The sequence below is a fragment of the Geodermatophilus sp. SYSU D01106 genome (genome assembly GCF_054049995.1).
The window spans coordinates 81,163-93,758 of record NZ_JBJGYM010000001.1 but is presented as its reverse complement, the minus strand read 5'-3'; the positions used below and the strand labels follow the sequence as shown (position 1 = coordinate 93,758).

General features: G+C 74.9%; 10 protein-coding genes and 1 tRNA gene. 5 read left to right on the top strand and 6 right to left on the bottom strand.

Translation table 11 applies throughout. The features are described 5' to 3' along the window. Positions 1–41: 41 nt before the first annotated feature. Complete coding sequence (locus ACI78R_RS00540; protein WP_457039301.1) at positions 42–1,259, top strand: PQQ-dependent sugar dehydrogenase; 1,218 nt, start codon at positions 42–44, stop codon at positions 1,257–1,259. 118 nt (positions 1,260–1,377) lie between these two features. Here ACI78R_RS00540 and ACI78R_RS00535 read toward each other — a convergent pair whose 3' ends face one another. Next, entirely contained in the window at positions 1,378–2,037 is a 660-nt protein-coding gene (locus ACI78R_RS00535) for a pyridoxamine 5'-phosphate oxidase family protein (RefSeq protein WP_457039300.1), read from the bottom strand. Between the two features lie 90 nt (positions 2,038–2,127). Here ACI78R_RS00535 and pdxR point away from each other — a divergent pair, with 90 nt between their 5' ends. Further along, positions 2,128–3,540 carry a MocR-like pyridoxine biosynthesis transcription factor PdxR gene (gene pdxR / locus ACI78R_RS00530; RefSeq protein ID WP_457039489.1) on the top strand — a complete coding sequence of 471 codons (1,413 nt, stop codon included), beginning with the start codon at positions 2,128–2,130 and terminating at the stop codon, positions 3,538–3,540. 48 nt (positions 3,541–3,588) lie between these two features. Here pdxR and ACI78R_RS00525 read toward each other — a convergent pair whose 3' ends face one another. Beyond that, positions 3,589–4,701 carry a 2-oxoacid:ferredoxin oxidoreductase subunit beta gene (locus ACI78R_RS00525; protein WP_457039299.1) on the bottom strand — a complete coding sequence of 371 codons (1,113 nt, stop codon included), beginning with the start codon at positions 4,699–4,701 and terminating at the stop codon, positions 3,589–3,591. After that, complete coding sequence (locus ACI78R_RS00520) at positions 4,698–6,626, bottom strand: 2-oxoacid:acceptor oxidoreductase subunit alpha (RefSeq protein WP_457039298.1); 1,929 nt, start codon at positions 6,624–6,626, stop codon at positions 4,698–4,700. Before ACI78R_RS00520 ends, ACI78R_RS00525 begins: the two co-directional genes overlap by 4 nt. Positions 6,627–6,862: 236 nt before the next feature. Between ACI78R_RS00520 and ACI78R_RS00515 the strand changes: the two genes are divergently transcribed. Further along, positions 6,863–7,711 (top strand): M48 family metalloprotease, encoded by an 849-nt coding sequence (locus ACI78R_RS00515; protein ID WP_457039297.1) that lies wholly within the window; start codon positions 6,863–6,865, stop codon positions 7,709–7,711. A 12-nt stretch (positions 7,712–7,723) separates the two neighbouring features. On the opposite strand, the gene ACI78R_RS00510 is transcribed toward ACI78R_RS00515, so the two are convergent. Together ACI78R_RS00510 and ACI78R_RS00505 are read right to left on the bottom strand one after the other, a co-directional pair. Beyond that, on the bottom strand, positions 7,724–8,206 hold the full coding sequence (locus ACI78R_RS00510; RefSeq protein WP_457039296.1) for a GtrA family protein: 483 nt from the start codon (positions 8,204–8,206) through the stop codon (positions 7,724–7,726). An 83-nt stretch (positions 8,207–8,289) separates the two neighbouring features. Beyond that, entirely contained in the window at positions 8,290–8,781 is a 492-nt protein-coding gene (locus tag ACI78R_RS00505) for a YajQ family cyclic di-GMP-binding protein (RefSeq protein WP_073421299.1), read from the bottom strand. Positions 8,782–8,871: 90 nt separating this feature from the next. On the opposite strand from ACI78R_RS00505, the gene ACI78R_RS00500 reads away from it, so the two are divergent. Continuing rightward, positions 8,872–8,953 (top strand) — tRNA-Tyr (locus ACI78R_RS00500). Between the two features lie 78 nt (positions 8,954–9,031). Here the strand turns inward: ACI78R_RS00500 and ACI78R_RS00495 are convergent. Then, positions 9,032–9,472 carry a pilus assembly protein TadG-related protein gene (locus ACI78R_RS00495; RefSeq protein WP_457039295.1) on the bottom strand — a complete coding sequence of 147 codons (441 nt, stop codon included), beginning with the start codon at positions 9,470–9,472 and terminating at the stop codon, positions 9,032–9,034. Between the two features lie 529 nt (positions 9,473–10,001). Between ACI78R_RS00495 and ACI78R_RS00490 the strand changes: the two genes are divergently transcribed. After that, complete coding sequence (locus ACI78R_RS00490) at positions 10,002–12,542, top strand: putative bifunctional diguanylate cyclase/phosphodiesterase (RefSeq protein WP_457039294.1); 2,541 nt, start codon at positions 10,002–10,004, stop codon at positions 12,540–12,542. Positions 12,543–12,596 lie beyond the last annotated feature (54 nt).

The window sequence follows — 12,596 nt, the reverse complement described above, 5'->3', positions numbered from 1 at the left end:
GCGGACGGCGTCGTCCGCCGTTCCCGGGGATGCTCGGCGGGGTGAGGTCTCCCCGCGCCGCGCTGCTGGCCGCCGTCCTCGTGCTCGCCGGCTGCTCCGCCGGCGACACCGGAGGGACGGGCGACCTGCCCGGCGGGCAGGAGGACAAGGGGGCCACCGACGTCCCCGACGCCGGGGCTCCCAGCCCGGCGGCGCTCCCCGCGCTGCAGGTGGAGACCGTCCTCGACGGCCTCGACCACCCCTGGGACGTCGCCCGGGCGCCCGACGGGACGCTGCTGCTCGACGAGCGCGGCGGCGGCCTCACCGCCGTCCTGCCCGACGGCACCGCCCGCGGGCTCGACGCCGACTTCTCCGACCTCTTCGCCGACGGCGAGACCGGGCTGATGGGCCTGGTGCTCAGCCCCGCCTTCGCCGACGACCGGCGCTTCTACACCTGCCAGGGCGTCGAGGAGGACGGCGGCGCGGAGATCCAGGTGGTCGCCTGGACCGTCGACGACTCCTGGACACGCGCCACCCGCGTCGCCGACCCGCTCGTCGGCGACATCCCGGTCAACGAGTCCTCGGGCCGGCACGGCGGCTGCCGGGTGCGTTTCGACCCGACCGGCGCACTGCTGGTCGGCACCGGCGACAACGCCGTCGGCGGCAACCCGCAGGACCTCGGCACGCTGGCCGGCAAGGTGCTGCGGGTCGACCCGTCCACCGGCGGGCCGGCCGCGGGCAACCCCTTCGCCGGCGACGCCGACCCCGAGACCCGGCTGGTGCTCAGCTACGGGCACCGCAACGTGCAGGGCATCGCCGTCCAGCCGGGCACCGGCGCCGTCTACACCGCCGAGCAGGGCTCCGACCGTGACGACGAGGTCAACCTCTCGGTGCCCGGCGGCAACTACGGCTGGGACCCCGACGGTGCCGGCGGCGGGTACGACGAGAGCGTGCCCATGACCGACCCGGGCATCCCGGGCGCGCTCGCCGCCGTCTGGTCCTCCGGCGACCCGACGATCGCCACCAGCGGCGCGGAGTTCCTCAGCGGCCCGCAGTGGGGCGGCTACGACGGCGTGCTGGTCGTCGGCGTGCAGAAGGACACCGGCGTGCTGGCGCTGCGGGTCGACGACGGCCGGCTGGTCGAGCAGTTCCGGGTGCCCGAGCTCGAGGACACCTACGGGCGCGTGCGCACCCCCGTGCTCGGCGGCGACGGCGCGCTCTACCTGACGACCGACAACGGCGAGGGCGACGACCGCCTCCTCCGCGTCACACCCGCGTAGCGGTCGCCGCGCCGAGTGGGCCCGGAGGGTCCGCGCAGGCGCGGCGGGTCCGGCTCAGCGCGGCCGGGGGACGGCACCTGGCCGCGGTGTCGGCCGGTAGGCCGACGGTGTCATGGCGTCACGCCCGCCGGCTGAGGACGCGGTCGGGCACCGGCGTCCCCTCGGGGAGCAGCGGGCAGGGCTCGGGCTCGCCGACGACGGTGCGCAGCGGCAGCACGCCGGCCCACACGGGCAGCGCCAGGTCGGCCTCGTCGTCGCCGGGCGGGCCGGTGCGCACCTTGACGCTGGCCTCGGTCAGGTCCAGCGCGAGCACCGCCGTCGCGGCGGCCTCCTTCCGCGACGGCTGCCGGGTGGCCGCCCACGACCCCGGCGCCAGGTGCTCGGTGAGCACGGCGAAGGCGCGCAGCCGCTCGTCGGGGTCGGTGACCGGCCGGGCGGTCCCGTGCACGACGGCGCAGCGGTAGTTCATCGAGTGGTGCATGGCCGAGCGCGCGTACACGATCCCGTCGAGGTGGGTGACCGTGAAGCACACCGGCGCCCCGCCCGCGGCGGCCCGCAGCGTCGCCGCGCCGGTGGACCCGTGCAGGTACAAGGTGTCGCCGTCGCGCCCGTAGCCGGTCGGCAGCACGACCGGGGCGCCGCCCAGCACGATCCCGAGGTGCCCGACGAGGCCCGCGTCGAGGACGGCGTACAGGTCGGCCCGGTCGGTGCGGGCGCGGTCGGAGAGCCGCCGCAGGGTGCTGCGCGGGGTCGGGGACAGGGGCGTCGAGGTGGTCACGGTCCCAGCCTGCGCGGAGGAGTGGCCTGCCGTAAGGGCCAGTAGCCTGCCGTTCAACCAGGCCACTCGAGGATGGAGCCGCGCGTGGACATGCCCCCGCTGGTCCTCGACCGCGCCACCGGCCGCCCGCTGGCCGTGCAGCTCGCCGACGCGCTGCGCACCGCGGCCGCCGGCGGCGTGCTGCGCCCGGGCGACCGGCTGCCCTCCACCCGCGAGCTCGCCGCGGCCCTGCGGGTCAGCCGCACGGTCACCGCCGCCGCCTACGACCAGCTCGTCGCCGAGGGCTGGGCCGAGGGCCGCCGCGGCGCCGGCACCTACGTCGTCGGGCTGGCCCCCGCGGGCACCGCGGCGGCCCGGCGGGGGACGCCGCGGGCGGCGCCGGAGCGGCCGGCCGTCGACCTGCGCGCCGGCTCGCCGTGCCTGGAGGTCCTCGACCCGGCCGCCTGGCGGCGGGCCTGGCGCGCCGCCGGCGACCGCCCGCCCGACCCCGGCCCCGAGCCCGCCGCCGACCCGGCGTTCCAGGCCGCCGTCGCCGAGCACCTGCTGCGCCACCGCGGCCTGCCGGCCGCGCCGGAGGAGGTCCTCGCCACCGGCGGGACGTCGGCGGCGGTGGCGGAGGTGGCCCGCCTGCTGCCGCCCGGCGCGCGGGTCGGCGTGGAGGACCCCGGCTACCTGCGGGCCGTGGGCGCGCTGCGGGCCGCCGGGGTCGAGGTGGTGCCCCTCCCGGTCGACGGCGACGGGCTGGTCGTCGACGCCGTCCCGCCCGGGCTGGCCGCCGTCTACTGCACCCCGGCGCACCAGTGGCCGCTGGGCCGGCGGCTGTCGGCCGCCCGCCGCGTCGCGCTGGTCGCGCGGGCGCGCGCCGAGGGCTGGTGGGTGCTGGAGGACGACTACGACGGCGAGCTGCGCTACGACGTCGCCCCGCTGCCCCTGCTGGCCGCCCTCGCACCCGACGTCGTCGTGCACCTCGGCACCAGCAGCAAGGTCCTCAGCCCCACCCTCGGCGTCGGGTGGCTCGTGGCCCCGCCGGAGGTGCGCACCGCCGTCGCCGCCGCCCGGACCGCCACCGGCACCCGCCCCGGCCGGGCCGGCCAGCGGGTGCTCGCCGCGCTCGCCACCTCCGGGGACCTCGCCCGGCACCTGCGGCGGCTACGGCGCGAGCTCGCCCACCGGCGCGCGCTGGTGGTGGATGCGCTGGCCGGCGCGGGGGTGCCGGTGACCGGCGACCCGGCCGGCGCGCACGTGCTCGTGCCGCTGCCCGACCGCGCGGCCGAGGAGGCGGTGGTCGCCGCGGCCGCCGCCCGCGGGCTCGCCGTCGACGGGCTGGCCCGGCACCTCGCCGGACCGGGTCCGCACGACCCGCCCGCCGGCCTGGTCCTGGGCTTCGCCGCGCCGGCGCGGGCGGAGCTCCGGCGGGCGCTGCCCGTGCTGGCCGGGGTCCTGGCAGAACGCGGCCGGCCCGCCTCCCCGGGGGGAGACGGGCCGGCCGTGGCCTCCCTGTAGGGGCCCGCCGCGAGCGTGCGAGCGGTGGGGGGGCAGGGAGGTCCTTCGTCAGGCCGAGACGGTCCAGGTGTCGCTGCCCGCGAGCAGCGTGTCCAGGTCGCCGGCGCCCTCGGTGCGGGCGTCGGCGAGCTGGTCGGCCATCATCCGGTCGTAGGTGGGCTTGCGCACCGACCGGAAGACGCCCATCGGGGTGTACCGCAGGTCCTGGCTGGACAGCCGCGACAGCGCGAACGCGTACGACGGGTCCTCGCGGGTGGCGTCGTGGACGACGATCTCGCCCGCGTCGACCTGGTTGGTCTCGGCGATCCGCAGGCCGCCGAACTCGTCGCGGACCACGCACGAGGCGCCGTCCGGGCCGAACACCAGCGGCTGCCCGTGCACCAGCGGGATGGTCCACATCGGGCCGGTCGAGGAGTCCTTGAGCAGGTCGAACGCGCCGTCGTTGAAGATGTTGCAGTTCTGGTAGATCTCCACCAGGGCGGTGCCCTCGTGCTCGGCCGCCTGCCGCAGCACCTCGGTGAGGCCCTTGCGGTCGGAGTCCATCGCGCGGCCCACGAACGTGGCGTCGGCGCCGATGGCCAGCGACACCGGGTTGAACGGGTGGTCCAGCGAGCCCATCGGGGTGGACTTGGTGACCTTGCCGACCTCGCTGGTGGGCGAGTACTGGCCCTTGGTGAGCCCGTAGATCCGGTTGTTGAACAGCAGGATCGTCATGTTCACGTTGCGGCGCAGCGCGTGGATCAGGTGGTTGCCGCCGATCGACAGCGCGTCGCCGTCGCCGGTCACGACCCACACCGACAGGTCCGGCCGGGAGGCGGCCAGTCCGGTGGCGATGGCCGGGGCGCGGCCGTGGATCGAGTGCATCCCGTAGGTGTTCATGTAGTACGGGAAGCGCGACGAGCAGCCGATGCCCGACACGATGACCATGTCCTCGCGGGCGATGCCCAGCGAGGGCAGGAAGCTCTGGACCGCGTTGAGGATGACGTAGTCACCGCACCCGGGGCACCAGCGCACCTCCTGGTCGGTCTTCATGTCCTTGGCCTTGAGGGCGGTCTGCTTCTCGCCCTGGGTGGCCACGGAGTCGGCGATCGCCTGCTGGATGCGCGCGTCGATCGGGCTGCCCGGCATGCCGAGCTCGTGGACGTGCGGGGAGGTGGTCACTTCTGGCCTCCGGGGGTGGAGTCGATGACGTCCTGGACCACGGCGGCGAGCTCGGCGGCCCGGAAGGGCAGCCCGCGCACCTGGGTGTGGCTCTGGACGTCGACGAGGTACTTGGCGCGCAGCAGCAGCGAGAGCTGCCCGAGGTTCATCTCGGGGCACACGACCCGGTCGTAGCGGCGCAGGACGTCGCCGAGGTCGGCCGGGAACGGGCTGATGTGGCGCAGGTGGATCTGGGCGACCTTCCGGCCCGACCGCCGGATCCGGCGGACCGCGGCCCCGATGGGCCCGTAGGTGGAGCCCCAGCCGATGACGGCCACGCGGGCGTCCCCGTCCGGGTCGTCGACGTCGGTCGGCGGGATGTCGGCGGCGATCCCGTCGACCTTGGCCTGCCGCAGCCGGGTCATCAGGTCGTGGTTGGCCGGGTCGTAGGAGATGTTGCCGCTCTTGTCGGCCTTCTCCAGCCCGCCGATGCGGTGCTGCATGCCCGCGGTGCCCGGGATGGCCCACGGGCGGGACAGCGTCTCGGGGTCGCGCAGGTAGGGGAGGAACTCCGGCGTCCCGTCGGCGGCGGTGCCGTTGGGCTCGGTGGCGAAGTCCACCCGCAGGTCGGGGAGCTCGTCGGCGGCGGGGATCGCCCACGGCTCGGCGCCGTTGGCCAGGTAGCCGTCGGACAGCAGCATGACCGGCGTCCGGTACTTGAGCGCGATCCGGGACGCCTCCAGCGCCGCGTCGAAGCAGTCGCCGGGGGAGCGCGGGGCGATCACCGGCAGCGGCGCCTCGCCGTTGCGGCCGAACATCGCCTGCAGCAGGTCCGACTGCTCGGTCTTGGTGGGCAGGCCGGTGGACGGGCCGCCGCGCTGCACGTCGACGATCACCAGCGGCAGCTCGGTCATCACGGCCAGGCCGATCGTCTCGGACTTCAGCGAGACACCGGGGCCCGACGTCGTCGTGATGCCCAGCGCACCGCCGAACGAGGCGCCGAGCGCCGCGCCGATGCCGGCGATCTCGTCCTCGGCCTGGAAGGTGCGCACGCCGAAGGACTTGTGCCGGGACAGCTCGTGGAGGATGTCCGACGCCGGGGTGATCGGGTAGGCGCCGAGGAACACCGGCAGGCCCGACCGCTGCCCGGCGGCGACCAGCCCGAGGGCCAGCGCCTGGTTGCCGGAGATGTTGCGGTAGCGGCCCGGCGCCATGGGGGCCGGCTTGATCTCGTAGGAGACCGCGAAGGCCTCCGTCGTCTCGCCGTAGTTGTAGCCGGCGCGGAAGGCCGCGATGTTCGCCGCGGCGATCTCGGGCTTGCGGCGGAACTGCCGCTCGAGGAAGCGCACGGTGCCCTCGGTGGGCCGGTGGTACATCCAGCTCAGCAGGCCGAGGGTGAACATGTTCTTGCTGCGCTCGGCCTCCTTCTTGCCCAGGCCGGAGTCCTTGAGCGCCTCGAGCGTCATGCTCGTCAGCGGCACCGCGACGACCTGCCAGCCGTCGAGCGAGCCGTCCTCGAGGGGGTTGGTGGCGTAGCCGACCTTGGCCAGGTTGCGCGGGGTGAACTCGTCGCTGTCGGCGATCACCAGGCCGCCGCCGGGGAGGTCGGCGAGGTTGGCGCGCAGCGCGGCCGGGTTCATCGCGACCAGGACGTCGGGTGCGTCACCCGGCGTCATGATGTCGTGGTCGGCGAAGTGCAGCTGGAAGGAGCTGACACCCGGCAGGGTCCCCGTGGGGGCGCGGATCTCGGCGGGGAAGTTGGGCAGCGTCGACAGGTCGTTGCCGAAGGACGCGGTCTCGCTGGTGAAGCGGTTACCGGTCAGCTGCATGCCGTCGCCCGAGTCGCCGGCCAGCCGGATGACGACGCGGTCGAGCTCGACGACGCTCTTCACGAGCCCACCGGGGGCCGAGCTGCCGGGCGTGGTGGACGGGTCCAGAGCAGTCATCAGGCGTGTTACCTCCAGCAGGCGAGGTTACGTGGCGGTGACGCGGCCGGTCCCGTGAGGCGGATCACGGAGCGTGGTCGACGCGCCCAGCGGGGGTGCGGGTCTCTCCCAGCGCAACCCGGCCCGGGCGGCCGCCATTCCGGACGCCGCCGTCCGTGAGCCACCTCGCAGGAGGGAGCGGGGAACGGCGGTCCCGGTCGTTCCGTTCACGAGGGGTGCGGCGCTGGGACAACGGGGTGCGGACGGCCCTCCTGCTGGGCCTGATGGCCGGTCTCGTCCTCGCCGCCGGGGCGCTGGTCGGCGGCCGCGCCGGGCTGCTCGTGGCGCTCGTCGTCGCCCTCGGGGTGAACGGCTGGGCCTGGTACCGCTCCGACCGGCTCGCGCTGCGCGCCATGCGGGCCTTCCCGGTCACCGAGACCCAGGCGCCCGGGCTCTACGCGGTGGTCCGCGAGCTGGCCACCCAGGCGCGCCAGCCGATGCCGCGGCTGTACGTGAGCCCCACCGACCAGCCCAACGCCTTCGCCACCGGCCGCACCCCGCGCCGCGCGGCGCTGTGCTGCACGCAGGGGATCCTCGAGCTGCTCGACCGGCGTCAGCTGCGCGCCGTCCTCGCCCACGAGCTGTCCCACGTGCACAACCGCGACGTGCTGCTCGGGTCGGTCGCCGGCGCGCTGGCCGCCGTCGTCACCTACCTGGCGCACCTGGCCACGTTCAGCGCGCTGCTCGGCGGCCGCAGCGACGAGCGCGACGGCGAGGGGCTGCTCGGCGCCCTGCTCCTGGTGCTCCTCGGCCCGCTGGCCGCGGGCATGGTGCGGATGGCGGTCAGCCGCGGCCGCGAGTACGAGGCCGACGCCGACGGCGCCCGGTTGTGCGGCGACCCGCAGGCGCTGGCCGACGCGCTGCGCCGGATCGCCGCGGAGGCGGCGGCCCGGCCGCTCCCGCCCGAGCGGCAGCTGGTCGCGCAGAGCCACCTGATGATCGCCCCGCCCTGCCGCCGCGGCGGCCTCGCGGCGCTGTTCGCGACCCACCCGCCGATGGGGGAGCGGATCGCCCGGCTCGAGCAGATGGCCCGCGAGGGCCGCTGAGCCGGCCGGGCGTCAGGGCCGCGCGCCCGGGCGCAGGACCAGCACCCAGCGCAGCCCGACGAAGCGCGCCAGGCCCACGGCGCCGCTGACGGCGACCACCGCGGCGATGGACACCAGCGGCCCGGCGGAGTCGGTCCAGACCTCGACGGCGGCCAGCGTGAGGCTGGAGACGGCCAGCCCGACCGCGGCGATGCCCCCGCCGGCCCACTGCGCCGTCGCCCAGCCCACCCGGTCCCCGGCGCGGAAGGTCAGCCGCCGGTGCAGCTCGTTGGCCAGCGCCGTGGACGCCAGCACCGCCACGACGTTGGCCGACTGGTCGCCGAAGCGGCCGAACAGCAGGAACAACGCGGCGTAGACGAGGTTGGCCGACCCGCCGACCAGGACGAAGCACACGAACTGGACGGTCGGGCGGTCGCCGGGCGCGGTCGGCCGGCGCGTCCCGGCCGCGTCCGCGCGCACCGGCGCGGGCGGGGCGTCGAGCACGGTCGCGGGCACGGGTCCACGCTCCCGCGCGGGCGCCGTCCGGCACATCCGGGAGGACCCTGGTCACCCCCTGATCCGTGCCGGACGGCGGACCCTCAGCGGTAGTTGTCGAACTGCAGGGCGACGTCGAGGTCCTTGCCCCGCAGCAGCTGCTGCACGGCCTGCAGGTCGTCGCGCTTCTTGCCGCTGACCCGCAGCTGGTCGCCCTGGATCTGCGCCTGCACGCCCTTCGGGCCCTCGTCGCGGATGATCTTGGCGATCTTCTTCGCGGTGTCGGACTCGATGCCCTGCTTGATGCGCGCCGAGAGCTTGTAGGCCTTGCCCGAGGCCGCGGGCTCGCCGGCGTCGAGCGCCTTGAGCGAGATCCCCCGCTTGATCAGCTTGTCCTTGAAGACGTCCAGCGCGGCGGTCACCCGCTCCTCGGTGTCGGCCTCCAGGAGGACGCCGTCCTCACCGGCCCAGGCGATGCGCGCGTTGGTGCCGCGGAAGTCGAAGCGCTGGGAGAGCTCCTTGCCCGCCTGGTTGAGCGCGTTGTCGATCTCCTGGCGGTCGACCTTGCTGACGACGTCGAACGACGAGTCGGCCATGTCTGCTCCTCCCTCCCGCGCGGGGGTGGCCCGGGCGGGACCCGTCGGGCCGGCGTCGGCCCGTCTTGTACTCTTCTCCCGTGGCACCACGGCGGGTTGCCCGAGTGGCCAATGGGAGCGGACTGTAAATCCGTCGGCTTAGCCTACGAAGGTTCGAATCCTTCACCCGCCACACCCACGCGCAGCGGCCCCCGACCAGCAGGTCGGGGGCCGCTGTCGTGTCCGGGACCGGTGCTCGGAGCGGCGGTGCTCAGAGAGCCGGTGCGCGGGCGCCCGCGACGGTCGCGACCTCCAGCGGCCGGCCGCCGAGGAAGAGCCAGCCGAAGGCGATCTGCACCGAGCGGCCGCAGCGGACGGTGACCTCCGTGCCGTCGGTCTCGGCCGACCAGGAGTCGAGGGCCGTCCCACCGTCGGCGAGGTGGTCGGCGACGGCCGCCCGGGCCGTCTCGGTGGTCAGCGGCAGCGCCTCGCCGACGCCGGCGGCGTAGACGCGGCCCTCGTCGGCGCGGTTGGCCGCGGCCAGCGCCGCGCCGTCGCAGACCGCCTGGACGTCGCGATGCTCGAGGAAGGCGTCCGACGCCGCGATCGCGCCGAGGGCCATGACCGCCGCCACCAGCCAGCAGACCAGGACGAAGGGCAGCGCCGAGCCCCGCTCGACATCGAGCTCGTCGGGGTCCGTCCTCGCCGGCACGGCGCGGAGCGTAGGGCCGTCCAGCCTCCCGCAGGCTGCCCGTCCCCAGGGCCGTCCGTCCCACGCGACACACCGTTCACCCGTTTCGGTGACGCTCCGATGATCAATCTGGACTGTCAGTGACGACATAACGGGCCGTCACCCGTCCGTGATCCTCCGTGCTTGCCTCGCCCGGGTGAGGGCATGAGTGTCTCGGGCGCGGTCCGTACACGAACGACGCTCTGCCCCCGCGCCTGGGTGACAGCCGCACGTCTGAGTGCTGTCTTTCATGCCTGAGGAGGCGTCATGAACGAGCGCGGTTCGAAGTGGGCACGGGGTTCGAAGTGGGCACGCGGTTCCAAGTGGGCGCGCGGTTCCAAGTGGGCGCGCGGTTCCAAGTGGGCCTGACCCACGGCTGATCTGCCGGGCCGCGCCGGTCCTCACAGAGACCGGCGCGCCCCCTCCCTCTGAGGGGTCGGGTCATCTAGGGGAGGGGCGTCGGCGCTGTTAGCCTCGGCGCCCCGTACCTCCTCTCACAGACTGGGTGACCTTGGCGAGTCGCGCGCGTGTCACGCCCCGTCGCGTCGGCACGCCGCTACCCCTGGGCGTCATCGCCACTGCCGGTGTCATCCTGGCGGTCGTCGTCGGCGTCCTGGCCTTCCCCGGTGCCCCGACCGAGTTCCGGCTCGTGCCCTTCCTGGTCGTGGTCGTGGCCTTCTTCGTCACGGACATGGTGTCGCTGCACGTCGAGTTCCGGCGTCAGACGTGGGCGTGGTCGGTGAGCGAGTTCGCGCTGACCATCGCCCTCATCGAGGTCGGCGGCGTCTGGGCCGCGGTCGCCCGTGTCCTGGGACTGGGCGCGAGCATGGCCTGGCAGCGCTACTCCTGGGCCAAGGTCGTCTACAACCTCGCGGTCTCGGTCGTCGAGGTCGCTGCGGCCGTCACGGTCCTCCGGGTGCTCCCGTTCGGAGCGCTCGCCGACCCGGTCAGCTGGCTGTGCCTGCTCGTCGCGGTGATGGTCGCCAACCTCGTGGGGACGCCGCTGGTCTTCGCCGCCATCCGTCTCAGCGGCGGCAACCCCAGTCGTCGGCTCTGGAAGGAGCTGCTGCTCCCCATCGGCGTGGTGGCGCCCTTCGCAGTGTCCGTCGGGCTGGTGGCCATCCTCCTCAGCACCCTCACCGGCTGGGCGGCCGTCCTCATCGCCCCTGCCGCTGCGGCGGTCATCGCCCTCTTCCGCCGCTTCGCCCAGGTGTCCCGGGCCGGCCAGGGACTCGAGCGCATCTACGACTTCGCCCGGCGGATCGAGGCGGTGTCCGGGCGCGAGGACGGGTCGCTCGAGATCGCCATGGCGGTCAAGGAGCTGCTCAACGCCGACAAGGTCGCGCTGTGGCTCCCGCCCTACCTCGACGAGGCGCCCCGGCTGGTGGTCGCGGCCGACGGCGGCGCCGGCTGGTACGACGGCCCGGGGGACCCCGACGACCTGGTGCGCCGCCGCGCGCTGGAGCCCGGCTCCGACGGCCCGGTGCTCGTCCTCGCCGGCCGGGCCTCGGCCGCCGAGACGGCCGCCCTCGCCCGCCGCGGCGCGCAGGAGGTGCTCGGTGCCCCGGTCGCCACTGCCGCCGGCGAGCCCGGCTACCTCGAGGTCTGCGACCGGCGCAGCGACGTCATCTCCTTCTCCGAGGGTGACCGCGCGGCGCTGGACTCGATGCTCACCCACGTCAACGCGGCCATCCGGGCCCAGCAGCTGCTCACCCAGATCCGCTACGACGCCGACCACGACCGGCTCACCGGCCTGCCCAACCGCCAGCGCCTCGCCGTCGAGATCGACACGCTGCTCGCCGCCGACCCGGTCGGCGCCCGCGCGGGCCTGGTGCTGGCCAGCCTGGACAACCTCACCGAGATCGTCGACACCCTCGGCCACGCCGCCGCCGACGAGCTGCTCCTGGTCACCGCCGGCCTGCTCCGCGAGCACGCCCCGCCGGACGCCCTCGTGGCCCGCATGGAGGGCGAGCAGTTCGCCGTCCTCCTCCCGGGCCTGTCCCTGGACGCCGCCGAGCGGGCCGCCCGCCGGCTGCGCGAGGCCACCTCCACCCGCGCCCGCGTCGCCGGGCTGGACCTGGAGGTCACGCTGACCATCGGCGTGGCCGCCGCGCCGGTGCACGGCACCGACTCGGGGATGCTCATGCAGCGGGCCGACGTCGCGCTGCTCGCGGCCGCGGACGGTCCCGGTGTGGCCAGCTACCACCAGGTCCTCGACCAGCAGAGCCTGCGCCGCCTGCAGCTGGGCACCGAGCTCGAGCAGGCGATGGCCGACGGTCAGATCAGCGTCGTCTTCCAGCCGATCATCGACGCCCGGACCTCCGACATCGTCTCGGTGGAGACGCTGGTGCGCTGGGCGCACCCGCGCTTCGGCGCCATCCCGCCCGACGACTTCATCCACCTCGCCGAGCAGATCGGCCGGATCGGCGACCTCACCGACCACGTGCTGGACCTCGCCCTGGCCCGCTGCCGCCGGTGGCTCGACCAGGACATCGCTCTGTCGGTCGCGGTGAACCTCTCGGCGCGCTGCCTGTCCGAGCCCGACCTCGTCGAGCGCGTCCAGCGTGCGCTGCGGCTGCACGGCGTCCCCGGCGAGCTGCTCATCCTCGAGCTGACCGAGGGCAGCGTCGTCGACGACTCCGTGCGCTCGAGCACCGTCCTCGCCGAGCTGCACGCGCTGGGCCTGCGGCTGTCGATGGACGACTTCGGCACCGGCTACTCGTCGCTGTCCCAGCTGCGGCAGCTGCCGATCGACGAGGTGAAGATCGACAAGTCCTTCGTGCTGGGGATGTCCACCAGCCAGGGGGAGTCGTTCATCGCCCGCTCGATCATCGAGCTGGCGCACAACCTGGGCCTGCGCGTGGTGGCCGAGGGCGTCGAGGACGAGCTCACCCGCAAGCTCCTCACCGAGATGGGCTGCGACAAGCTGCAGGGCTTCCTGGTCAGCCGGCCGCTGCCCGACGAGCGGCTGGAGAGCTGGCTGCTGGCCCGCACCGGCGTGCGCTCGGCCGCGCCCGGCGCCCAGCACCGCCGGCTGTTCGTCCGCGCCTGAGGAGCCCCGGCGACCCCTGCCGGGAGGCCCCGGAGGTGTCGTGTATCGTTCTCG